Origin of the sequence: Prevotella conceptionensis 9403948 (genome assembly GCF_000312305.1) — a bacterium.
GTDB classification, from domain to species: domain Bacteria; phylum Bacteroidota; class Bacteroidia; order Bacteroidales; family Bacteroidaceae; genus Prevotella; species Prevotella conceptionensis.
In genome coordinates this window covers 41,862-65,434 of sequence record NZ_HE999449.1, presented here as the reverse complement: position 1 = coordinate 65,434, position 23,573 = coordinate 41,862, and the positions used below count along the sequence as shown (strand labels likewise).

Sequence of the window (23,573 nt, the reverse complement as noted above, 5' to 3'; positions counted from 1 at the left end):
AAACATGTTGTTTGAGTGCAATTTAATCTTGTTCTTGTTGGTCGATGGCTTTTATCTTTTGGCGAACAAGTTCCAAGTCGTCTTTAAGTCTCGTCACTTTCCTGTTCATCTCGTCAACAAGACTGTTACCTTTCTTGCTTTTGGCGGTAAGGAAACCCAGGTTGTTTTCGTAAGTCTGGATTTCAGACTTCAAAGCCTCATACCGACGCATCAACTTGCCACGTTCGTTGTCAACCACGTCGGCACCTTTCTTTGCAAGGTTCTTCAAGTTGCTCTTAAAGTCGTCCAGTTTCTGGCTGGCAACCGAAATGTTCAGTTCCTTGTAAAGCTTGTCTACCGTATCGTGGAAATGTGCGTAAACCTTATCTTTCTCGTTGAAAGGCACATGGCCGATGGCGTTGTATTCTTCTATCAGTTGCTTGATGGTTTCAGCGGCATTGTCTGGCGTTGTTCCCATCATCTCTTTCAACTTTGCGATAACAGCTTTCTTCTTGCTTAGGTTCTCGCGCTCTTCGCCCCTGGTACCAGCATGAGCTGCATTGCGGGCCTCGAAAAAGTGATTGCAGGCCGTGATAAAGTCGTTCCAAAGTTTATCGCCAAGCTTTCTGGGTACCATGCCAATGGTTTTCCATTCCTTTTGTAGGGCAATAAGCTTGTCGGCAGTAGACTTCCAATCTGTGCTTTCAGACAATTGGCGTGCCTTTTCCACCAGTTCTTTCTTCTTTTCAGCGTTTTGTGCATACTTCTCTTTCATGGCTTTGAAGAAGTCGGCTTTACGCGAGAAGAATACATCGCATGCAGTTCTGAAACGTTCGAATATCTTCACGTTCATCTTTTGCGGAGCAAACCCGATGGTTTTCCATTCTGCTTGTATGTCGATAATCTCCTTTGTACGCTTTTCCCAGTCGGCTGCGCCTTTGTTTTCTGCTGCAACGATGGTCTCCACCTTTTCGCAAAGAGCAGTCTTTTTAGCAAGATTTTCCTCTTCGTTGGCGCGCATCTCTTCGAAATGTTGTTGGTGACGCTTGTTTATTACCGTAGAGGCAGCCTTGAAACGTGCCCAAATCTGCTCGCGTAGTTCTTTGGAAACAGGGCCTATTTCCCTATATTCCTGATGCAATTCTTGTAGTTGGTGGAATGCGCTGATGATGTCTTTCTCATCAGCTAAGCGCTCTGCGTTCTCACAAAGTTTCTCTTTCAACTCCAAGTTTTTTTTGAAGTCGTATTCTCTTGCCTCGTTGTTAAGTTTGAGCAAGTCGTAGAATTGCTCAACATAGAGTTGATAATTGCGCCACAATTCGTTGGCTTTATCTGCTGGAACGGCCTTGATTTCTTTCCATTGCTGTTGCAAATCCTTAAATGCCTGATACGATTTGTTGGCTTCATCTGGCGATGTAGCCATAGCCTTTATCTTCTCTATGATTTCTGTTTTCTTCTGGAGGTTTTCCTGTTTTTCTTGTTCTTGTTCCAGAAAGAGTTTCGCCCTTCTTTCTTTTATAACGCCCATCTGTGCTTTGAACGCCTCTTCAATGGGGTCGGGCGACACTTGATAGGCATCAGGGTCGCCGCCATTCTCCAAATATGCTTTTTGTTCGGCATCACGTTCAGCAATGTGCAGTTTGTAGAATGTGGTTTTAAGGTTATCTATTTCCTCTTTGTCTGGTGTCTCGTTCTCGGCCACAATCTCTGTTGCTCGCCTTAGAATTTCTTCTTTAGACTTATAGGTCTTTTTGCTAGTATCGTCTGCTGCGTTCTCTAGCAGGGCTTTCTCTTGAGAGTCCATCATTTATTATGATTTAGTTGATTATAACAATTACACGTTGGTTGATTGCGGTGCAAACTTAAATAAAAAAGTCGAAAGCACCTAATTTTAGTACATCTTTTTTTACTATTCTACTTTTAAAGCAAACGTTTCGCCCGCAAAATCCACCATGACAGCCCCGAAACAAGGAACGAGAGGATGATGGCCACGGCAAATCCCCACTTGCTTTGCTCCATTCCGTTGATGAGGTTCATTCCGAAAAGCGAGGCGATGAGTGTGGGAAACATCATAATGATGCTCACCGAGGTTAGTGTACGCATCACTGTATTCATGTTGTTGTTGATGATGCTCGAATAAGTGTCCATTGTAGATTCGAGAATGTCCGAATATATGCTTGTCGTTTCTCTTGCCTGAGTCATCTCGATGTTCACATCCTCGATGAGGTCGGCATCCAATTCGTCCACTTGCAGTTTGAATTTCAGTTTCGACAGTAGGTTTTCGTTACCGCGAATGGAAGTGTTGAAATAGGTAAGCGAATCTTGTAAGCGGCTCAGTCCGATTAGCGACTCGTTGTTTACGTCTTGGTCTAGGTTATGTTTTGCTTTCTCTATGAGGATGTTTATTTGTTTAAGGCGTTTTAGATACCACACGGCGGACGAGAGAAAGAGACGGAATATCATGTCTACATGGTCGGTGAATCCCGCTCCTCGTTTCTGCTGATAGCTTACGAAGTCTATCATCATATTGGTTTCGTAATAACAGACAGTGATGGTTACGTCGCGTTTGTGAATGATACCCAAGGGGACGGTGGTGTATGGCGTTCGCGAACGTATCTCCTTAACGTATGGTATGCGAAGGATGATGAGCATCCAGCCGTCGTCGTATTCGTAACGGGCGCGCTCGTCGGTGTCGCTGATGTCTGAAAGGAAATAGTCGGGAATGTTAAAACGTTCTTCTAGAAGGGCTTGGTCTTCTTCTGTTGGACACGTAACCTGTATCCAGCAATTGGGTTGCCACTCGTCAATGACCTTTAATGCAGAATTGAAATTCCAATATGTTCTCATAATGCTAATCTTCAAATAAAACGGAGCAGAAGATTAGCCTGTTTGAGCTTAACCTCCTACAAAAAGATAAATCTATCCGAATGATAATCGTCCATGTATTGGGTGTTATTATTTCTATGGTGCAAAGGTAATTAAAAATAAGGAAACAACGATTGGGTTTTCTTAAAAAACTTTATCGTAAATGGTTTGTTTGCATGAAGAGGGGCATGTCAGGCTCAATGGTATGGAATTTAATTGTCAATTCATTTTCAATGAGGTTTTTGTTTTTAATATATTTCAGGCTTACCTTACCTAACTTACACCTTATATTATAAGAGGCTGTAGAAAGAGTAGGAGTTAAAGGCCTAACAAACATGATAGGTAACAATAAATGACATGTTTTTCAGAAATGTTCTTGCCATTTGAAAATCAGGTCTTTCCACCTCTCATCTATGTGCCACGGAATAACAGGAAAATAATAGGTAAATAAATGTGAATTGCAAAATAAATACACGACAAAGTTTGTAAAGAATAAAACTTTTCCATATCTTTGCATCAACTAATATCTGAAAGGCAGTGCCCCATGAAACGCACCCAATAAGGGAATAGAAGGCCATGAACATCAATAGAGGGGAAACAACGCCTTGATAACATCTATTTGTACCGTGCATCATGAAGAATAATAACATCAAGAAGGCATATTGCCTCATTGCATTTTTGGTTCATTTCACCTGTGCCAATGCAGTACAGGTGAGCCAAGGAGCAGCGTTCGACATTGCAAGTAAATACTTTAAAAAGCCCGAACTCGTAACAAGAAGTACCTTAAAGCCTGAGGGCGACCCCGCATTCTATATATTCACCAACAGCGGGCACAAGGGGTTTGTTATCGTTTCGGGCGAAAGCGACCTGCCTCCAATATTGGGATATGGCAATCGGTTCACGCCAAACGAGGCCAGGCTGCCCGACTATTTCTATTCGTTGCTGCGCCATTACGAACTGTTGGTAATGGCATATCGCTGCAACAGGGTTGGATTTTCAAAGTCTGTGTTAAATGTGAAGAAAGAAATAAAGCCGCTCTTGTCGTGTACTTGGAACCAAGAAATGCCTTTCAAACTCCATACCCCAAAAGACAACAACGTGAACATGCCAACTGGCTGTGTTGCAACAGCAGTTTCTCAACTGATGTACTACAACAAATGGCCGACTAAACGTCCGCCAAAGTTTGTTGATCAGTCAGGAACGAATGCCCAAAAGAGTAGTGTTTATCTGTGGAATGAGATAAAAGACAATAGCACACAGATGGGCGAGGTGGGCAAAGATGCCGTTGGCGTGCTGCTAAGCGACGTGGGGAAGGCTGTAAACATGAAGTACGAAGCCAAAGGAAGCATATCTAACATGCAGTGGGCATTAGATGCATTGCGCAAGAATTTTGACTATTCAGTGAAACATATTAGTAAGGAATACATGCCCAAAGGGATGTTTTATGAACTTGTAATTAACGAATTGGCCAATGGCTACCCCGTACTCATTGGCGAAAGCAGTCATTCGTTCTTGCTCGATGGCATCGACAAGCAAGGCTACATCCACGTAAATTGGGGGTGGGCAGGCGAAAACGATGGCTGGTTCGACTTTGGCACGCTCTACACTCCGCTCGACGACGAAGTCTTTGGCACCGATATCTTCGCCTTGGAAATGGAGGCTGTGCTGGCTCATCCTAAGACTGGACGCCATGTTCAATTTAAAAACATTAGGGGATTGGAGGCACAAGCTGTTGATGCATTTAAGTTCTTACAGCACGAGGTACCCAGAAACTTCCCCATCCAAGCCTGCTTGAAGAATATCGGTACATACAACGAAAGCAATGGCGACCTAGGTCTCTTTACAGGCAAGGTTGGATTGGCGGTATATGATATGAAAGGTAAGCTGATTAAAGTTGTGGAATTTAAAGACCCGGCCCTGCAATGGTCGAGCATGTTCATCACCAAGGATCTTCGGTTTAACAACATTAACCTTGCCGAACTGCCCAATGGCACGTACACGGTGAAACCTGTCTCCAACGAATTGGTGGCCAAACCCGATAAGTTTTCTGGCTGGCAACCCATTGCTTACAGCAACACACAAACGCTTGTGGTTTCTAAAAACAAGGTGAGTGTTGAGACGTATGAATGGAAAGACAAACGCATGGACTATACATTTAACGCAAATACAAGGCTAAGCGCTAAGGAAAAATAAGTTTGAAGGCTTGCAGTTGTTGTGAATATCTTTATCCACCGCCGAATAATATGGTCGAAAAACGTTCGTCAGCCTACCACGTCACACCATGTACAAGGTGTGGTGGTGAGCGGACGATGCTACTTTTGGGTACGTCCAGTTTGCACTTGGTAGTGTCAATTTTCGTTTTTCATTGCAGGAAAGGCGCGTTTTCTAACCTTTGCAATGGCCAGACAAACTTTGGCTTTGTACGTAGGGTATAACGAAAACGCGCCTTTCTTGGTTTAAGAATTAATTCTCCATGTCGGGCCAACTGCTCTAAGCATTTCCCAATTGGTTGTTCTGTATAATGAATAACTCATTATTTGGCATTAGGTTATCCCGCATTCTTTAAACACACGCTATTATACCTACCGCAAGGATAACATTCACAACCAAACAAAACCGATCTTACTTATCAGCTCCATTAAAGAGTTGTCTCGGAATGGTTTTTATCTTGAACCCCTTAAAAAACACTAAAAAGATGATGCCTTTCGCTGTAAAATCAATAACTTTGCACAATAGCGCATACAAACACCACCATCAAGGCAATTATGCGCGTATCGCGGCGTGCTGAACGATAACGCGCAAGACCTTGCACGATGGTGCAACTTTCACATAACCTATTATATCATTGCTGTATGAAAGATTTCTTAAAATCCGCACTTGCATCCGCCCTCGGAGTGCTTATTTTCTGCCTCTGTTGTTTTGCTTTCATGATAATGAGCATCATTGGCATGATTGCTTCGGCCGACACAGAGACAAAACTGAAAGACAATTCCGTATTGACAATCAACCTTTCTGGTACCATCAGCGAGATGGCTGCCCCAGACGTGTTGGGCTTTTTATCGGGCAACACCATCCAAAACAATGGGCTGAACGACATGTTGCTGGCCATCAGAAAAGCAAAAAACAATGACGACATAAAAGGAATATACCTTGAAGCAGGGCCATTGGCCGCAGGATTCTCCACGCTGCAAGAGTTGCGCGACGCCTTAGCCGACTTTAAGAAGAGCGGCAAATGGATTGTTGCCTATGGCGACACCTACACCCAAGGCTGCTATTACGTGGCATCCGTAGCCAACCACATTTTCCTTAACCCACAAGGACAGGTAGATTGGCACGGATTATCTTCGCAACCCTATTACATTAAGGACCTCGCCGCCAAGTTCGGCGTGAAATACCAAGTTGCGAAGGTAGGCACATTTAAGAGTGCAACGGAGATGTTCACCGAAACGAAGATGAGCGATGCCAACCGCCTGCAAGTATCTATGTATCTCAATGGACTATGGGCCAATGTTTGTAAGGCCGTTTCCGAGAGTAGGAAGATAAGTATTCCCGCCCTTAACAAATACGCTGACGAATATCAATTGTTTGCCGATGCACAGAGCCTTGTAAAGAAACGTTTCGTAGACAAATTGCTTTATGCCGACCAAGTGAAAGGCGAAGTGAAAAAACTTCTTGGCATCGATTCCGACAAAAGCATCAACCAAGTAGGCGTTACGGCGATGTGCAATGTGCCACAAGATGCTGACACCGACGACGGAACCATCGCCATCTACTACGCTGAGGGCGACATAGTACAGGTTGCACCTGGGGGAATGTTCAACAACAATACAAGCATTGTATCGAAAGACATTTGCAAAAACCTTGAAGACCTCAAAAATGATGACGACATCAAGGCCGTGGTGCTGCGCGTTAACTCGCCTGGCGGCGACGCATACGCCTCTGAACAGATCTGGCATCAAGTTACCGAACTGCGTAAGAAGAAACCCGTTGTAGTGTCGATGGGCGATTATGCAGCCTCTGGAGGTTATTATATGAGTTGTGGAGCCAATTGGATTGTGGCCGAACCTAACACGTTAACTGGCAGCATCGGTATCTTTGGGGTGTTCCCCGACCTTAGCGGACTAGTTACCGAAAAGCTTGGAGTGAAGTTCGACGAGGTGAAGACCAACGCCAACAGTGCCTTTGGCAATGTTGCAGCGCGTCCTTTCAATGCAGCAGAGATGGCAATGCTCCAAGGTTATATCAATCGTGGCTATGCAACTTTCCTTAATCGGGTATCGCAAGGAAGGAAAATGTCTGTTACCAACTTAGATAAGATTGCCCAAGGACGTGTGTGGTTAGGTACAGATGCCTTAAAAAATAAACTTGTAGACCAGCTGGGAGGTATTAAAGATGCGGTAGAAAAGGCCGCACAATTAGCTAAAATTAAGGATTATGGCGTGTCTGAATATCCAGCACCAGCTAGTTGGCAAGACCAATTGTTCAACAGTGTGGTGCCCCGCAACACACTGGACGAGCAATTACGACTAACTCTTGGTGCCGCTTACGAGCCTTTCATGCTCATTCGCAAAATTAATCAGCGCGAAGCCATACAAGCTCGTTTGTCTTTGGAACTTAACATCAGATAAAAATAAACATGAGGACAGAAGGCGATTTCATCAAAATCCACGAATGGCTCACGCCTTTAAGCTGGCTCTATGGGTTAGGCGTAGGGTTTCGTAACCTGCTGTTTAGGCTTGGTGTACTTAAATCCAGAGCGTTCGATATACCCGTAATATCAGTGGGTAACATCACCGTTGGCGGTTCAGGCAAAACCCCACACGTGGAATATCTTGTGTCGCTACTGCTGGATAAGATGAAAGTTGCCGTTCTCTCGCGAGGATATAAGCGAAAGAGTAAGGGCTATGTGCTGGCCAGCAACGAAAGCACGATGTCGCGAATTGGTGATGAGCCCTACCAAATGAAGCAGAAATTCCCGACACTGTATGTGGCCGTAGATAAGAAAAGAACGCGGGGCATAGACAGATTAACGAGTGATGAACAAACAAAAGACGTTGATGTGATATTGTTAGACGATGCTTACCAGCACCGTTACGTTAAGCCAGGGGTGAACATACTCCTTGTAGACTATCACCGACTCATCATCTATGACAAGCTTTTACCTGCTGGGTGTTTGCGCGAACCACAAGAAGGCAAGTCGAGAGCCGACATTGTGATTATCACCAAATGCCCCAAAGACCTGCGACCAATGGAGTATCGGGTGCTGATGAAAGCCCTAGACCTCTATCCTTATCAGTCGCTCTATTTCACCACATTGGTGTACGACGACCTAAAACCTGTCTACGGAAAGAGTTCCATTGCACTGAACAGCTTGCCAAAGGCATGTAATGTGTTGCTGCTCACAGGTATTGCATCGCCAAAGCAAATGCAAACCGACTTAGCGGTGTACAGATTCAACCTGCACCAGCTTGCTTTTCCCGACCATCATAACTTCTCAAAAAAGGATGTTCGCACCATTAACAACAAATTCGCCGAACTTCCTTCGCCAAAGATAATCATCACCACAGAGAAAGATGCATCGCGCATCAAGTTCATAGAAGGATTCGAACAAGAAGTTAAGGATAACATGTACGCCTTGCCAGTACGCATCCAATTTATGCTGGAACAGGAGGAAAGCTTTAACAATAAAATTATAAACTATGTACGAAAAAATTCAAGAAACAGCATCCTGGTTAAAACAAAGGATGACAACAAGTCCCAAAACGGCAATCATTCTCGGAACGGGGCTGGGCCAATTAGCTTCAGAAATAACTGACAAATACGAGTTCCCCTACAACGAAATACCCAATTTTCCCGTTTCCACTGTCGAAGGACATGCAGGAAAACTTATCTTTGGCAAGCTGGGTGGCAAGGACATCATGGCTATGGAAGGGCGTTTCCACTTCTATGAAGGTTACGATATGAAGGAAGTTACGTTCCCCGAACGTGTGATGTACGAGCTAGGTATCGAGACACTCTTCGTTTCTAACGCATCGGGTGGCATGAATTTCAACTTCGTTATCGGCGATTTGATGATTATCGACGACCACATTAACTTCTTCCCCGAACATCCTTTGCGTGGAAAGAACTTCCCAACTGGTCCGCGTTTCCCCGATATGCACGAGGCTTACGACAAGCAGTTGCGCGACTTGGCCGACCAAATAGCCAAAGAAAAGGGCATAAGGGTTGTGCACGGCGTTTACGTTGGCGTGTCGGGTCCAACCTTCGAAACGCCTGCTGAGTACAAGATGTACCACAGATTGGGAGGCGATGCCGTTGGCATGAGTACCGTTCCCGAAGTTATTGTGGCACGTCATTGCGGCATTAAGGTGTTTGGAATGAGCATCATCACCGACCTTGGACTGGAAGACCAGCCCGTGGAAGTAAGTCACGAAGAGGTTCAGGTGGCCGCTAACAAGGCACAGCCGCTGATGACAGAGATAATGAGAGAAATTATTAAGCGTAGCTAAGGATTATAGTTAAAATCCAATATCGATGGAATAGGGTGGGGCGGCATCGTCTTTACCACAAACTTTGTGGCAATCGAGATGCCGTCCCACTCAGTATAGCAAAAACAGAATATGGTGTTTGTCCTGCCATATTGCCAGCCAAAACAAGGCAATTGCTTTTGTAAATACAAGTAATAGCTGACATTCACACCCCTTGAAACAAATAACAGACAATGACAGAAATATCCGCGCTTGGTGAGTTTGGACTGATAAAGCGCCTAACAAAAGACCTCAAAACCAACAACGACGCAACCCTATATGGCGTGGGCGACGATTGTGCCGTGCTGCATTATCCCGATAGCGAGGTGCTTGTCAGCACCGACATGTTGATGGAAGGCGTGCATTTCGACCTCACTTACATCGACATGTACCACTTAGGTTTCAAGTCGACCCAAGTAAACATCAGCGACATCTTCGCCATGAACGGCACTCCTCGCCAACTCATCGTAAGCTTGGCACTAAGCAAACGCTTTAAGGTGGAAGACCTTGAAGAGTTTTACGCAGGACTGCGCGCTGCTTGCGAACAATGGAAGGTAGATATTGTTGGCGGCGATACCACATCGTCTTATACGGGTTTAGCCATCAGCATCACTTGTATTGGCGAATCTCCGAGAAATGAAATTGTTTACCGCAACGGCGCAAAAGATACCGACTTGATATGTGTGTCTGGCGATTTAGGAGCGGCTTACATGGGCTTACAACTTCTCGAAAGGGAGAAAACCGTATATTATCAACAAGTAGACGAGGCCAGAAAGAAGAACGACCAACTGGCTCTACAACAGCTAAAAGCCTTCCAACCCGACTTCGCCGGTAAGGAATATCTCTTGCAAAGACAATTAAGGCCAGAGGCCAGAGGCGACATCATTAAGCGATTGCGCGAAGCTAATATCAAGCCTACCGCGATGATGGATGTTTCTGATGGGCTTAGTAGCGAACTGTTGCATATCTGTGACCAAAGTAACTGTGGGTGTAGGGTTTTTGAAAAGAACATCCCCATCGACTATCAAACAGCGGTGATGGCCGAAGAGATGAATATGAACGTAACCACTTGCGCCATGAATGGTGGCGAAGACTATGAGTTGCTGTTCACCGTTCCCATTGGCGACCATTCCAAAATCGAGGAAATGGAAGGCGTCAAACTCATTGGACATATCACAAAGCCCGAGTTTGGTAAACAGCTTGTCGCTCGCGATGGTACCGAGTTCGAGATAACAGCCCAAGGTTGGAATCCTTTACAAGGGCAATAGTTCTCTAAGGCATCCAGTATGCCATTCTCTGATGAGAGCAAAAGCTTTGAAATACAATTTTCAAACAGCAGGACTACCATTTGCATTACATGTGATGGTGCTTCTTATTAAGCTCCCGATTTCACGATGAAATCGGGAGTTTTTGTTATACCCCATAGGCAAGTGTGCCTTGTTCTAGCGGGTTTGTTCAGATCGTTGCCCATGCGCGTACATACACACATGATTGTTTTTGTCTAGTTTTTAGTAAGAAATTTAACATTAAGAGTGGTCTTTTTGTCAACCAATCGTCCACCTTGGCGCAAAAAATCGATTCTCGCGAAGGTTTGTTTTGATTCAAAAAGGGGGTAGCATGTGCATACGGCAAAATGAATATTTATTTAAAGGAACTGTCATTTGCACCCATTTTGGGGCTATTAGCGGCCAAATGTACCGCAATATGCCGCTAAATGCAGTGCGTTTTGGTGCTAAATGCAAGGCGTTTTGGTGCTAAACGCAAGGCAAAATGGTGCTAAATGCAGTACAAAATGGTGCTAAATGCGATACAATACGCATAAAAATTCACTGCAAAGAGATGGATAATACCTTTTCGAACCATTAAAAACATGGCAGAAAAGGGCGAAATAGTCGCTAAAAAGTGGTTTTTTAGGGGTTAAAAGCGGGCAATTGGGATTGAAAAATTACGAGATGTCGACCAAACTAGAAAGGCTAAATGGTGCAAAACGCAGGTCTTATTCTTAAAAGAAGACAAAGCGAAAGGCGTGAAAGACTAGAAATAGTAGCAATTTACCTACTTTTTGGCCGATATTTTCGCTAGAACGGAGTTAAATCCTGAGTGCTTTTTTAAAATTAAAGATAATAATTTAAGTTTTGAGTTGCTGATTTTTTGAGTTTGTGACTTGATGAGGTTGTGAGCTGACAAGTTGGTGTTATTTTTGTTTTTTGAGTTGGTGTTTTTTTGAGTCGGCGAGTTGAGGGGGTATGAGGTTGTGAGTTGACAAATTGGTGAGTAGATGAGTTGGTGGGCTTTTGAACTGATGAATTGATTCAATCGAGAGTTGTTTGGGTTTTCAGGAGTTTACAAGCCAGTAAATTGATCTGTCAGCACTTTGCATGTGAGAGGGGATGCTTATCTTGTGTTGGCATCACAAAGGTAACGAACTACTCTCAATTTATAGACAAGATAAAGATAGAGATGGCAACTTAATACACTTTCTTAAAGAAAAATATTTTATTATAACTTGTTGTTTATCAGTTGTATATCTACATATTACTCAATTTTTACTTAACGCCTGTTATTTGCCTAGAAGGAAATTTTCATCTACCAGATAAAGAAAATGCACTAAAAAACATCTTGACAACATGAAGATAAAAAACAAATTGGGTATTGGCCAAGTAAGTGTCGCCACCCATTTTTATGCTTACCTGTTTATGCGTTTGGGCATTCTTTCGGCGGCCAATAGTTAACTTATCGCCAACTAAGGGCTAATTTATCAATTTTCTTTTGTCGTTTCTTTGTTTTGTACTATCTTTGTACATCAAAATAAATCACGATGGAATACATAGCAACAGAACTACAAGGCGTTTTCGTTATCCAACCAAAGGTTTTTAACGATGAGCGCGGTTATTTCTTCGAGTCCTGGAAAAAAGAAGAATTTGAAAAACATGTTGGTAAAGTAGACTTCGTTCAAGACAACGAGTCGAAATCCTCCTTTGGCGTGTTACGTGGCCTTCACTATCAGAAAGGTGAGGCATCGCAAGCCAAATTGGTGCGTGTCATCAAGGGAAGGGTTCTCGATGTAGCCGTAGATCTGCGCAAGAGTTCGCCCACTTTTGGCAAATATGTGGCCGTAGAACTGAGCGACGAGAATAAAAAACAATTGTTTATACCTCGTGGTTTTGCTCATGGTTTTCTCGTGTTGAGCCCCGAGGCGGTGTTTACATATAAGGTAGATAACGTGTATTGCCCGCAAAGCGAAACCAGCATTAGGTGGAACGACGAAACATTGGGCATTGAATGGCCCATTGAGTACGACAAGATTGTTACCAGTGCGAAAGACCTAAAAGGCAAAAGCCTGGGCGAGGCAGAAGTCTTTGAGTAACAAAGGCGAACAAACTAACTAAAGAGGAGGAAAGTTAACCTATGAATATAGCTATAGTAGGAACAGGATACGTAGGACTTGTTTCGGGTGCATGCTTTGCAGACACTGGTGCGAGCGTTACTTGTGTAGACGTAGACACCGAGAAAATAGAACGAATAAAGCGCGGCGAGATACCCATCTACGAGCCAGGTCTAGACGAATTGGTGCTTAAAAACGTCAAAGCAGGTCGCCTACGTTTCACTACCTCTTTGGAATGTGTCCTTAACGAGCAACAAATCGTTTTTTCGGCTGTTGGAACCCCACCCGACGAAGACGGCAGTGCCGACCTTAAATATGTGTTGCAGGTGGCACGGACCATTGGCCAACACCTCAACAAATACATGGTGGTGGTAACCAAGAGTACTGTTCCGGTAGGCACGGCCAAGCTTGTACGCCAAACCATACAGGCCGAATTAGACAAGCGGCATGCCGACGTAACGTTCGATGTGGCCAGTAACCCAGAGTTCCTTAAAGAGGGAAACGCCATCAAAGACTTCATGAGTCCCGACCGCGTAGTGGTTGGCGTGGAGAGCGAAAAGGCAAAAGAACTGCTCACACGCCTGTACAAGCCTTTCCTCATCAACAATTTCAGAGTTATCTTCATGGACATTCCCAGTGCCGAAATGACAAAATATGCGGCCAACTCCATGTTGGCCACCCGAATATCGTTTATGAACGACATCGCAAACCTATGCGAACGGGTAGGGGCAGACGTGAATATGGTGCGTGCCGGCATAGGAAGTGACACCCGTATTGGCCGAAAATTCCTCTACGCTGGTTGTGGATATGGTGGCAGTTGTTTTCCCAAAGATGTCAAGGCACTTATCAAGACGGCCGACGACATGGGCTATTCTATGGAGGTTCTCAAAGCCGTTGAGCGTGTAAACGAAGCCCAGAAACACGTAGTTTTCAACAAGTTGGCCGCCGCTTTTGCCAAAGAAGGTCTTAACGGCAAGACCATCGCCCTATGGGGACTATCGTTCAAGCCCGAAACCGACGACATGCGCGAGTCTACTGCGTTAGTAACTATCGAGCTGCTTAGGCAAGCTGGTTGCCGTATTAAGGTGTACGACCCCGTGGCTATGCCCGAATGCCAAAGGCGAATTGGTACAACGGTGAACTATGCGAGCGACCTGTACGATGCCGTTAACAATGCCGACGCATTATTGTTGCTCACCGAATGGAACGAATTTAGGTTGCCCAACTGGGAGATTGTGGGCAAAGTGATGAACCGAAAGCTGCTTATCGACGGCAGAAACATATTTGAGAAGAAAGAATTAGAAAGTTACGGCTTTGACTATCACAGCATAGGCCGGTAGAATTACAGATTGTACACATAAGATGATTTTACGAACAAACAACATCCTTGCCTTGTTATGTGCCGCGACGGCTATCGTGGCCTGTGCTCCTAAAACGCCCAAGAATGAAGGGAAAGTGGAAGAAGACAAGGTAGCCAAACAAATGTTGCAAGGCATTTGGATAAATGCCGACGATGAGAGTGTGGCCTTTAAGGTGAAAGGCGACACCATCTACTACCCCGATTCGACTAGCTCTCCTGCTTATTTTCAGATATTCAGGGACACGCTGGTTATTCATGGAGCCGACGATACGGTGAAATACCCCATCGTAAAGCAGGCACCCCACCTCTTTATGTTTAACAATTCGAATGGCGAAACGGTGAAACTTACGCTTAGTGAAGATGCACTCGACAAGTTTCAATTCGATAACAACAAGGCGCAAGTGCTAAACCAAAACCAGCTGATAAAAAAAGACACACTTGTTTCGTACGAGGATATGCGTTATCGATGCTACATCCAGGTTAACCCTACCACTTACAAGGTTATCAAGGCTACTTACAACGATGAGGGCGTAGAAGTGGATAACGTTTACCACGACAACATCGTCAATCTCACGGTGTACTCTGGCGCAAACCGCCTCTTCTCTCACGATTTCAGGAAAAACGACTTCAACAAGTTCGTTCCCCAAGATTTCTTGATGCAAGCTATCCTTAGCGACCTCACGCTCTATGGCGTAGATAAGTCTGGTGTGCACTTCAACGCCTTGCTGGCCATGCCCGATTCGCCCAGCTACTATGTGGTGGAAGTTAGTGTTTCGCCCACAGGCAAGCTTAAAATGCAGCTTGGCAAATAGTTAACAGTTATACGCCCACATTCTAATGTCCAACCCTAACACAACAGTGCAAATGGAAGAGATTAAACGAATTGAGGAACTGCGCGAACAGCTCCACCACCACAATTACTTGTACTATGTGCAGAACTCGCCTACGTTGTCCGACCAAGAGTTCGACCGCTTAATGCGCGAGTTACAAGACTTGGAGGCCAAGCATCCCGAAGTGTACGACCCCAATTCGCCCACTCAACGCGTGGGTAGCGACCTTAGCACGGGTTTCACACAAGTGAAACACAGGTACGCCATGCTGTCGTTGGCCAACACTTATAATGAACAAGAGGTGGCCAGTTGGTACGCTACCGTCAGCAAAGACCTTGGCGGACAACCTTTCGAGGTGTGTTGTGAACTGAAATACGACGGGCTTAGCATCTCGTTAACCTACGAGCAGGGGCGTCTTGTTAGGGCCGTTACCCGTGGCGACGGCGAACAAGGAGACGACGTAACGGCTAACGTTCGCACAATTCGTGCCATTCCACTTGTACTTCCCGGCACGGGTTACCCCAACGAATTTGAGATTCGAGGCGAAATATTGATGCCTTGGAAAGTGTTTGAACAGCTGAACGCAGAAAGAGAAAAGGCAGAAGAATCCTTATTTGCCAATCCACGAAACGCAGCTAGCGGCACATTGAAAAGCCTTGACCCAAAACTCGTTGCCAAACGCAAGCTAGACGCATACTTGTACCATCTTCTCGGCAACAATTTGCCATCCGACGGCCATTACGAAAACCTAAAAGCAGCCGAAACATGGGGTTTTAAGGTGAGCCAAGGCATGCATAAGGCCACATCGCTAGAACAAATATACGAATTTATCAACCATTCGGGACACCGCACGCCACGATTTGCCCGTTGCCACCGATGGTATCGTACTAAAAGTAAATAGCTTGCGCCAGCAGCAACAGCTAGGCTTTACTGCAAAAAGCCCACGTTGGGCCATCGCTTACAAGTTTAAAGCCGAACGCGTTTGCACTCGCCTAAACGAAGTTACCTTCCAAGTGGGGCGTACAGGTGCTGTAACGCCCGTTGCCAACATGGAGCCCGTATTGCTAGCAGGCACAACGGTGAAACGTGCAACCCTTAACAACGAAGACTTCATTCGTAGTCTCGACCTCCATATCGGCGATAACGTCTTCGTAGAAAAAGGTGGCGAAATCATTCCAAAGATTGTTGGCGTAGATGTTAATCACCGTTCGCCCAATCTCCAACCAGTTCATTTTATCAGTAACTGCCCCGAATGCGGTTCCCCATTGGTGAGATATGCTGGCGAGGCGGCCTATTATTGTCCCAACGACACGGGCTGTCCACCCCAAATAAAAGGACGTATAGAGCACTTCATCGCCCGAAAAGCCATGAATATCGACTCAATCGGTCCTGAAACCATAGACGATTACTTCCGCAGAGGAATTGTTCGCAACGTGGCCGACCTCTACGAGATACGCACAGAGCAAATAAATGGCGACGGAACACGGCAGAAGTCGGCTCAAAAGATTGTGAAAGGCATTCAAGATTCTGTGTCTACGCCTTTCGAGCGTGTGCTTTTCGCACTCGGAATACGTTTCGTTGGCGAAACAACGGCTAAGCTATTGGCCAAGCACTTCAAGTCGATAGATGCGCTGATGGTTGCAACACCCGAGCAACTTGTTGAAGTTGAAGGCGTAGGTACGGTGATAGCAGAAAGCGTTGTGCGCTTTTTCCACGATGAAGTGAACCTCAACATCATCGAACGACTTCGCCAGCATGGGTTGCAAATGTCGCTAAATGCCGAACAACAACAGCCCGCTAGCGATAAGTTGGCTGGCAAGAACATCGTTATTAGCGGTGTTTTCGAGCAGCATAGCCGCGACGAATATAAGGAGATGATTGAACGTAACGGCGGAAAGAACGTCAGTTCGATAAGCAGCAAAACGTCTTTCATCCTCGCAGGAGCCAATATGGGGCCATCAAAGATGCAGAAAGCGCAGCAGTTGGGCATCGACATGATAGACGAAAGCGCCTTTCTTAAAATGTTGGAATAATGATAACCGTTTCTGTTTTGCCCGAAATAGCTGCGGTCTGTCCCAATTTTGTGGGTGCATGCCTTGTGGCTAAGGTGGCTAATACGCCCTTCGATGCACACCTATGGGAGAAGATCGAGGCCACACAAGCACAACTTCGGCAGGCTCTCACTACCGAATCGCTGAAACAACAGCCCAGCATTGCCGCTACAAGACAGGTGTATAAGGCCTTGGGAAAAGACCCTTCGCGATACCGCCCAGCATCCGAGTCGCTCATCAGACGACTGTTACAGGGCAAAAATCTCTATCAGGCCAACACCCTGGTAGACCTTATAAACCTGGCTAGTATTGTGCATGGATACAGCATTGGTGGTTTCGACGCCTCCAAAATCGCAGGTTCAACGCTGAAATTAGGCGTAGGCAAAGCGGGCGAACCATACGAAGGCATTGGGAGAGGCACATTAAATATCGAGGGCTTGCCCGTATATCGCGACGAACTGGGCGGCATTGGCACCCCCACAAGTGACAACGAACGCACCAAACTGACCTTAGACACCTGCGAATTATTGGTGCTCATCAATGGTTACGACGGCAATGAGGCTCGTGTTCGCGAAAACGCCACTTTCATTTCGGACTTGTTGCGCGCTCATTGTCAAAGCGATGGCGGACAATTCTTTATCTTCAAACCAGACACTTCAAACAAAACATGGGAATAGTTATCGGCATAGACGTGGGCATCAGCACCACAAAGATTGTAGGGATAAACAAGGATGGCATTGTTATTTCGCCCTTGCGCATCAAGGCCACCGACCCTGTAACTTCGCTTTATGGAGCATTTGGCAAGTATCTGCACGACAATAAGATTTCTTTGGAAGAAGTTGAACACGTGATGCTCACCGGAGTTGGTGCTGCTTACATCAACGAACCCATCTACGGATTGCCCACCAACAAGGCCGATGAGTTCTTAGCCGACGGACTTGGCGCACGCTATGAAACGGAGATCGACCGTATGATTGTGGTAAGTATGGGCACGGGAACATCGCTAGTTCAATGCGATGGCGACCGCATTGAACACATCGGCGGTATCGGTATCGGCGGTGGAACGTTGCAAGGTCTATCGCGTATGTTGCTCAAAACCGACGATATCAAGCAGGTGTCGACACTTGCCCTGCAAGGCGACATCACCAATATCAACCTGCTTATCGGCGATATCAGCGCACAACCTTTGTCAGGTTTGCCAATGGATGCTACTGCAAGTCTTTTTGGTAACGCCAAAAGCAATGCATCTCGCGAAGACATCGCCCTCGGACTAATCTGTATGGTGCTGCAATCCATCGGCAGTGGCACCATCCTTTCGTCGCTAAATACAGGCATAAAAGAATATGTGCTCATTGGCAACCTAACCCTTTTGCCGCAATGCAAAGACGTTTTCCCAGCTATGGAAAGGCTTTATCATGTACATTTTCGCATCCCTAAGCACAGCGAGTTCTGCACGGCCATTGGCGCAGCCCTTTATTATTATCAAGGAATACTCGAAAAGAAACAGAAGGGGCAACACCTCCACGGCAAATAATGAATACAAATAAAACCATAAAAAACAATTCGGCCAAGGCCTGGTTGTTGGCTGCACGCCCCAAAACACTTACTGGTGCAGCTGTTCCCGTATTGCTTGGAGCCATGTCTGCCTATCTAAAAGCTGGCAACGAGATAAGGTTGTTACCCATTGTGTTTTGCTTTCTCTTTGCTTTCGTGATGCAGATAGATGCCAACTTTGTTAACGATTACTTCGATTTTCGCAAAGGCAACGACAACGAAAAGCGCCTTGGCCCCAAACGAGCTTGTGCACAAGGCTGGATTACGCCTGCAAAAATGAAGTGTGCCCTGTATCTAACAACCCTTTTGGCTTGCCTCATCGGTCTGCCGCTTATCTTCTTTGGCGGATGGATAACCATCTTGGTAGGATTGGTATGCGTTGTCTTTTGTTTCCTATACACCACTCATCTCTCTTATAAAGGTATGGGCGACTTACTTGTGTTGGTGTTTTTCGGCCTTGTTCCTGTTTATGGCACTTATCTTTTAGCCCTTCCACACCCAACATTAAGCTTTTCCGCCGAACCTTTTGCCTTAGCTCTTGCCTGCGGTTTTGTGATAGATACCTTATTAATAGTAAACAATTTCCGCGACATCGAAAATGATATTGAGGCAGGTAAACGCACGCTTGCCGTTAGGTTAGGCTTAGAACGTACCTTATGGCTCTATCTCTTTGTTGGCCTTTTTGCCATTTTGCTGTCGGGCTTTGCTTTCATCCTTGCAGGACATTACTTCGCTTTCGCCTTCTCGTTATGTTATATTCCCTTGCACATAAAGACATTTAATACGATGAAGGCTATCAGCAAAGGCAAGGCATTAAACAAAGTATTAGGCAAAACAGCAGCCAATATCACCGTCTATGGGGTAGCCACAGCCATAGGAATGTTGCTTGATATGGTGCTAAGGTAAAAAAGAATAGTACGTTTATGCCACAACAGGAGAAGGATATTCAACAAAGATTTAATGGACTTGCCAAGAACGGGAAGGGAACGACGGGCTGGTGTTATCATAGAAAACATCAATGAATTGTTGAAGAACAAGACTAACCATACTAATTTTTCTCTAGAAGAAAGGAAGAGAGAAAAGCCAAGATGAATTACGCACTTTTATAGTTAGTGCCTTTTAATTTGATTTTACCGGACAGCAATAATTGGAATTAGATGTATGCAAATAAAAAAGTCCGCCAGCAGAAGTGCATGTTTGCATTCAGCTGGCCGACGGTTGTGTTATCCTGCCTATATACCTAATTGAGATTTTAGCTTATCAGTTTCTTTATCCCTTCGATAAGTTTATCGAGCGGTATTCCAGAGCGTTCGCTCATCATTTGCACGTTAGCTTTGCCCATCATGATTTTGCCTAGCGGTGTGTTGAGCATCTTAAACTTGGGATTGAGCTCGGGTAACCGACTTTTAAGCGTGGGATATTGTTTGAGAAGATCTTTCAGACGAGTTTGAGGAGTAATCTCTGTTACAGGTTCTGTCGTCTCTTCGTCTTCGGTTTCTGCATCTTCAACTCGCGTTTCTTGCGTGTTGTGGCTTTGTTCGGCGGTTTCAAGCGTGTCGCCATTGCTCCATGTAAGCAGCGTTTGCGAGCCTTCTAATGCGCGAATGTGGGTGCAATCTTGCATCATTTCGAGTACGCCACGGAACTTTCCATCCTTATCGCGTACGGCCACATATATAATATAGATGAACAATCCTGGCTTGTTAATCCAAAATTCGGCCTTATCCTGTTCGCCACTCCTTAGCTTGTCTATCACTTCGCGAACAATATGTGCGCTTTTTCGGGGGTGACAGTTCATTACTTCGCGTCCGATAACGTTCTTGCTGCGTGGGAAAATGCGGTGGTCGGTGTCTGAATAGAAACAAACCAGTTCGTTTTCGTCCACGAAGGAGATGTCGATGGGCAGGTGTTTGTAAATGAGGTTCACCTGTTCGAGCGTTAGTTTGCCCGTGGTAACATCCAACTTGTCTCCTCCGCCGGCAGCCGAATACCCATATTTTGTGAGCAAGGCTTGCAAATCGTTGGCAAAGTTATTTTGTTCGTTCGGTTGGGTTCCCACCTTGTTTTCAGTGGTTTTGTGTTCCACTTCGAAGAAGGCAAAGCCAATTTCTTGGTCGCCACTCTTCATGTCTTCAAACTCTTCTTCGCTGATAAGGGCCATCGACGTGGGATAAAGGATAAATTCCTCTTTCTCCATTAGGTCGCGTGCGTAGAGTAGGACGCGTTCTTGTTGTTTGATGAAGGCGTCTTCTTGGTCTTCGCGCAGCAGGCGTTCTGCCTCACGAATTTCATCACGCACCATGTCGTCGAAGGTCCACATTGTTGTTGTGGGGCGTGTAAATCCCTTGCGTTCAAGCATGGGATAAAGTTGGTTTTGTTTGCGTTTGTAGTGTATGGGGTACTGACTAATCTTATCGTATAGCTCAAGCCATTGGTTCTTAATCATCGGGTATTGCACCAAGTCTTCCACCGCTAAGAGCAATCGCTTCATTTCCTCGTTTTCTTTAAGGTAATGCATGATGGGGTGGTCGGCCGGAAGATTGGGCATCGTGTTGTCTATTTGGTCGCCCAGCATGTTGATTATAGCGTGTACATCTTCGCGAATGCATTCGTCGCTGGTCTCTTCGGTCATTGTCTGCTCTATGTAGGCCACGTGGTAGGCACTAACTTTGCCTACACGTTCTTTAATTTGCTGTCGGGCCTCGTCGGCAGATAGCTGTCCGGACTTGAATGCATTCTCTATTTCGAAAAGCGCTTTAAGCTTTTCTGGGTCCATCGGCGGGAGGTAACCTCTCATTTTATGTTCCATATTTGGTCTTATTTTAATTTCGATTACGTTGCAAATTTAGTTATAAAATGTTGTTTGTTTGGTAACAATTGTTACTTCGCGGGTTTAAAAAAGGTTAAGGATTGGGGTGATGGGTTATGATGGTTAGCGGTTATTCGGTTTTATTCTCCTGGTTTTCCATCAGCCTGTTGCGGTGATGGAGTGGGGCATTCAGATAGTTATCCTTAGCAATCCGCCAAAGGGCGTTAAGTGTTCGAAAGCGTTTTCGCGCTTAAATACTCCCGCATATATGCCTGCACAAATCAGCACACCACCATGAGCGAACACCACCACGCGGCGATGGGGTTGGGTTTTCAACTGATTGAGAAAGTCGGAAACACGTGAATACACGTCGGGGAAACCCTCTCCATTGGTTGTGCGCATGTTCATGTAGTCGGCATACCAACGTTGAAGGTTATCGTCTACTATCTCATCGAAACGTTGCATCTCCCAATCGCCCATGTTCATTTCGCATAATCGTGGGTCGATTATGGGGTTTTCGTAACCGCAGAAAGCCGCAAGGCGTGTGGCACGACTAAGTGGTGAGCTGTATGCCGCATCGAAAGGGGCGTGTGCTGACAAGGCGTTGCGGGTGAGAGTAGCCTCTTGTTCGAAGGTTTCTGACAGCGCAACATCGGTCCAACCATAGCATGTGCCCTTGGCAACAGCCACGCTGGTGTGCCTTACAAGGATGATTTCCATATCTAAAAAAACGATTTTAAAGGGTAAAGTTAGCGGTGAGTAACACTACGGCCGTTAGGTGAAATGCCAACTCGCACAGCAAAAACACGGCTCCACAGCAATCGCCCGTATAGCCTTTGATGCGGCGCAGCATCAGCATGTATAGGAAAAACATGGTGAGACAGGGTGCAGCTACAAGGAAATTCCAATCTAAAAGTCGGCTGCCCCAATGAGCATCGAAATAAGAAGGCCAATGAATGGCGTAAGACCTTGCACCATGAGCGAGACCCCTGCCGTGAGATTGAACCTGCGATAAATGTTATGAGCCTTGGCTTGCTCTTCGGTTCGGGCGTAAGGAAGTATCTGGGTGATTTGTCCTGCCACCATTTTACAGAACGGATCGGCCGTGAATGCAACGAGTGCGGCGTATAATGGGCCGAGTGAAAGCATACATTCGAAGAACAACGCGAAGTAAACGATGAGCGAAAGAACGCCGAACGTGCCGATATGCGAGTCTTTCATGATGGCGAGAATACGGCTGCGGTCTTTTCCTCCCCCGCCGAAACCATCGAAGAAGTCGGCTAATCCGTCTTCGTGCAGTGCGCCCGTAACCAGCAATCGGGCAGTAATGGCCGCTAAAATGGCAATGGAGAAGGGCAAAACCTTTGAGCCAAACCAAATGATGGCACCCATTAGCGCGCCTGTTAGCCATCCTGCGAGAGGCCAGAACTCAACAACCGACTCGTAAGCGTCTTTCGGGGGTTGATGAATACGCCAGAAAGGAAGTCGGGTAAAGAAGATGAAGGCCGCCCAAGGACGGTCGTACCATCTAGAAGTATTTGTCGATATTCGCATCTTTGAAGTTGTTCATTTCGTTTATCATTCGTACGGAGCTTTCGATTATGGGGTAAGCGCACAACGCCCCCGTACCTTCGCCCAGGCGCATACCTAGTTGTAGGATGGGTTGTGCTTGCATCAGGGACAGCAATTGGCGATGTCCGCTCTCGTCGCCACAGTGTCCAAAGACGGCATAATCAAGTACAGCAGGGTTTAGTTTGCTTGCGGCCAGCATGCAGGCAGACATAATGAAACCGTCGACTAGCACGATCATGCGCAGTTCGGCAGCGCGGAGCATCGCCCCGATGGCGGCCACCATCTCGAATCCGCCAAAGTATTGGATGATGGTTGCTGGGTCGTTGTGGGGCAATGGTTGGCGTTTAAAGTGGCTTACGGCCTGTTCGAGTACGGCTAGCTTGTGCTTTTCGCCCTCAGTATTTAGCCCAGAGCCACTTCCAACGCAACTGCTAAGCGGCAAGTTGCCCCAAACACTCATCCAAACACTTGATGGCGAGGTGTTGCCAATGCCCATTTCGCCCAGGCAAAGCACGTTGCAGCCCTTGGCTTTGCTACTTTCTGCTAGCTCGCTGCCAGTGTTTAGGGCTTGTTGCATTTGCTGCTGGCTCATGGCTGGTTCGTGAAGAAAGTTGCGCGTGCCGTTAGCTATCTTGCGGTTG

At 45.9% G+C, this 23,573-nt stretch carries 16 protein-coding genes and 3 pseudogenes; 13 read left to right on the top strand and 6 right to left on the bottom strand.

Annotated elements, in window-relative coordinates; all coding sequences use genetic code 11:
• Window positions 1–22 precede the first annotated feature (22 nt).
• Window positions 23–1,786, bottom strand: a complete 1,764-nt coding sequence (locus BN93_RS10940; protein WP_044260553.1) for a DUF349 domain-containing protein — start codon at window positions 1,784–1,786, stop codon at window positions 23–25.
• A 113-nt stretch (window positions 1,787–1,899) separates the two neighbouring features.
• Complete coding sequence (locus tag BN93_RS10935; protein WP_019188360.1) at window positions 1,900–2,826, bottom strand: magnesium transporter CorA family protein; 927 nt, start codon at window positions 2,824–2,826, stop codon at window positions 1,900–1,902.
• A 651-nt stretch (window positions 2,827–3,477) separates the two neighbouring features.
• Here BN93_RS10935 and BN93_RS10930 point away from each other — a divergent pair.
• From BN93_RS10930 to BN93_RS19175, 13 genes and pseudogenes are all read left to right on the top strand, one after another.
• Window positions 3,478–5,037: a C10 family peptidase gene (locus BN93_RS10930; protein ID WP_019188359.1), complete on the top strand. Its 1,560-nt coding sequence runs from the start codon at window positions 3,478–3,480 to the stop codon at window positions 5,035–5,037.
• 659 nt (window positions 5,038–5,696) lie between these two features.
• Window positions 5,697–7,472 carry a signal peptide peptidase SppA gene (gene sppA, locus BN93_RS10925; protein WP_044260550.1) on the top strand — a complete coding sequence of 592 codons (1,776 nt, stop codon included), beginning with the start codon at window positions 5,697–5,699 and terminating at the stop codon, window positions 7,470–7,472.
• An 8-nt stretch (window positions 7,473–7,480) separates the two neighbouring features.
• Window positions 7,481–8,659, top strand: a complete 1,179-nt coding sequence (lpxK, locus tag BN93_RS10920) for a tetraacyldisaccharide 4'-kinase (protein WP_019188356.1) — start codon at window positions 7,481–7,483, stop codon at window positions 8,657–8,659.
• The gene (locus BN93_RS10915) at window positions 8,544–9,353 is read left to right on the top strand and encodes a purine-nucleoside phosphorylase (RefSeq protein ID WP_084768787.1); all 810 of its coding nucleotides are present in this window, start codon (window positions 8,544–8,546) and stop codon (window positions 9,351–9,353) included. The genes lpxK and BN93_RS10915 overlap by 116 nt, the downstream gene beginning before the upstream one ends.
• Before the next feature lie 212 nt (window positions 9,354–9,565).
• Window positions 9,566–10,639, top strand: coding sequence for a thiamine-phosphate kinase (gene thiL / locus BN93_RS10910; RefSeq protein ID WP_019188354.1), 1,074 nt, complete (start codon window positions 9,566–9,568; stop codon window positions 10,637–10,639).
• A 1,550-nt stretch (window positions 10,640–12,189) separates the two neighbouring features.
• The gene (gene rfbC, locus BN93_RS10905; RefSeq protein WP_009229689.1) at window positions 12,190–12,738 is read left to right on the top strand and encodes a dTDP-4-dehydrorhamnose 3,5-epimerase; all 549 of its coding nucleotides are present in this window, start codon (window positions 12,190–12,192) and stop codon (window positions 12,736–12,738) included.
• Window positions 12,739–12,779: 41 nt separating this feature from the next.
• Entirely contained in the window at window positions 12,780–14,096 is a 1,317-nt protein-coding gene (locus BN93_RS10900) for a UDP-glucose dehydrogenase family protein (RefSeq protein ID WP_019188353.1), read from the top strand.
• Window positions 14,097–14,118: 22 nt separating this feature from the next.
• A complete protein-coding gene (locus BN93_RS10895) occupies window positions 14,119–14,928 on the top strand; it encodes a DUF4738 domain-containing protein (RefSeq protein ID WP_009229687.1) in 810 nt (269 codons plus the stop codon).
• 52 nt (window positions 14,929–14,980) lie between these two features.
• Window positions 14,981–16,979, top strand: a pseudogene (gene ligA / locus BN93_RS10890) (NAD-dependent DNA ligase LigA).
• On the top strand, window positions 16,979–17,674 hold the full coding sequence (locus tag BN93_RS10885; protein ID WP_019188352.1) for a B3/B4 domain-containing protein: 696 nt from the start codon (window positions 16,979–16,981) through the stop codon (window positions 17,672–17,674). Before ligA ends, BN93_RS10885 begins: the two are co-directional and overlap by 1 nt.
• Window positions 17,665–18,531 (top strand): type II pantothenate kinase, encoded by an 867-nt coding sequence (gene coaW, locus BN93_RS10880; protein WP_019188351.1) that lies wholly within the window; start codon window positions 17,665–17,667, stop codon window positions 18,529–18,531. The genes BN93_RS10885 and coaW overlap by 10 nt, the downstream gene beginning before the upstream one ends.
• The gene (gene menA / locus BN93_RS10875; protein ID WP_019188350.1) at window positions 18,531–19,457 is read left to right on the top strand and encodes a 1,4-dihydroxy-2-naphthoate octaprenyltransferase; all 927 of its coding nucleotides are present in this window, start codon (window positions 18,531–18,533) and stop codon (window positions 19,455–19,457) included. The genes coaW and menA overlap by 1 nt, the downstream gene beginning before the upstream one ends.
• 6 nt (window positions 19,458–19,463) lie before the next feature.
• A pseudogene (locus tag BN93_RS19175) lies at window positions 19,464–19,555 on the top strand (transposase); the annotation flags it as partial.
• 248 nt (window positions 19,556–19,803) lie between these two features.
• Here the strand turns inward: BN93_RS19175 and BN93_RS10870 are convergent.
• The 4 genes and pseudogenes from BN93_RS10870 to BN93_RS10855 all read right to left on the bottom strand — a co-directional run.
• The gene (locus BN93_RS10870; protein ID WP_019188349.1) at window positions 19,804–21,360 is read right to left on the bottom strand and encodes a PAS domain-containing protein; all 1,557 of its coding nucleotides are present in this window, start codon (window positions 21,358–21,360) and stop codon (window positions 19,804–19,806) included.
• Between the two features lie 189 nt (window positions 21,361–21,549).
• Complete coding sequence (gene cobC / locus BN93_RS10865) at window positions 21,550–22,080, bottom strand: alpha-ribazole phosphatase (RefSeq protein WP_019188348.1); 531 nt, start codon at window positions 22,078–22,080, stop codon at window positions 21,550–21,552.
• Window positions 22,081–22,096: 16 nt separating this feature from the next.
• Window positions 22,097–22,914 (bottom strand): annotated as a pseudogene (locus BN93_RS10860) (adenosylcobinamide-GDP ribazoletransferase).
• Window positions 22,889–23,573, bottom strand: a 685-nt coding sequence (locus BN93_RS10855; RefSeq protein WP_019188347.1) for a nicotinate-nucleotide--dimethylbenzimidazole phosphoribosyltransferase, incomplete at its 5' end; no start/stop codon positions are given. The gene BN93_RS10855 and the pseudogene BN93_RS10860, both read right to left, overlap by 26 nt.

Coding starts and splice junctions, on each gene's coding strand:
- BN93_RS10940 (WP_044260553.1), bottom strand. CDS start 1,786: ATGATGGACTCTCAAGAGAAAGCCCTGCTAGAGAACGCAGCAGACGAT.
- BN93_RS10935 (WP_019188360.1), bottom strand. CDS start 2,826: ATGAGAACATATTGGAATTTCAATTCTGCATTAAAGGTCATTGACGAG.
- BN93_RS10930 (WP_019188359.1), top strand. CDS start 3,478: ATGAAGAATAATAACATCAAGAAGGCATATTGCCTCATTGCATTTTTG.
- sppA (WP_044260550.1), top strand. CDS start 5,697: ATGAAAGATTTCTTAAAATCCGCACTTGCATCCGCCCTCGGAGTGCTT.
- lpxK (WP_019188356.1), top strand. CDS start 7,481: ATGAGGACAGAAGGCGATTTCATCAAAATCCACGAATGGCTCACGCCT.
- BN93_RS10915 (WP_084768787.1), top strand. CDS start 8,544: ATGTACGAAAAAATTCAAGAAACAGCATCCTGGTTAAAACAAAGGATG.
- thiL (WP_019188354.1), top strand. CDS start 9,566: ATGACAGAAATATCCGCGCTTGGTGAGTTTGGACTGATAAAGCGCCTA.
- rfbC (WP_009229689.1), top strand. CDS start 12,190: ATGGAATACATAGCAACAGAACTACAAGGCGTTTTCGTTATCCAACCA.
- BN93_RS10900 (WP_019188353.1), top strand. CDS start 12,780: ATGAATATAGCTATAGTAGGAACAGGATACGTAGGACTTGTTTCGGGT.
- BN93_RS10895 (WP_009229687.1), top strand. CDS start 14,119: ATGATTTTACGAACAAACAACATCCTTGCCTTGTTATGTGCCGCGACG.
- BN93_RS10885 (WP_019188352.1), top strand. CDS start 16,979: ATGATAACCGTTTCTGTTTTGCCCGAAATAGCTGCGGTCTGTCCCAAT.
- coaW (WP_019188351.1), top strand. CDS start 17,665: ATGGGAATAGTTATCGGCATAGACGTGGGCATCAGCACCACAAAGATT.
- menA (WP_019188350.1), top strand. CDS start 18,531: ATGAATACAAATAAAACCATAAAAAACAATTCGGCCAAGGCCTGGTTG.
- BN93_RS10870 (WP_019188349.1), bottom strand. CDS start 21,360: ATGGAACATAAAATGAGAGGTTACCTCCCGCCGATGGACCCAGAAAAG.
- cobC (WP_019188348.1), bottom strand. CDS start 22,080: ATGGAAATCATCCTTGTAAGGCACACCAGCGTGGCTGTTGCCAAGGGC.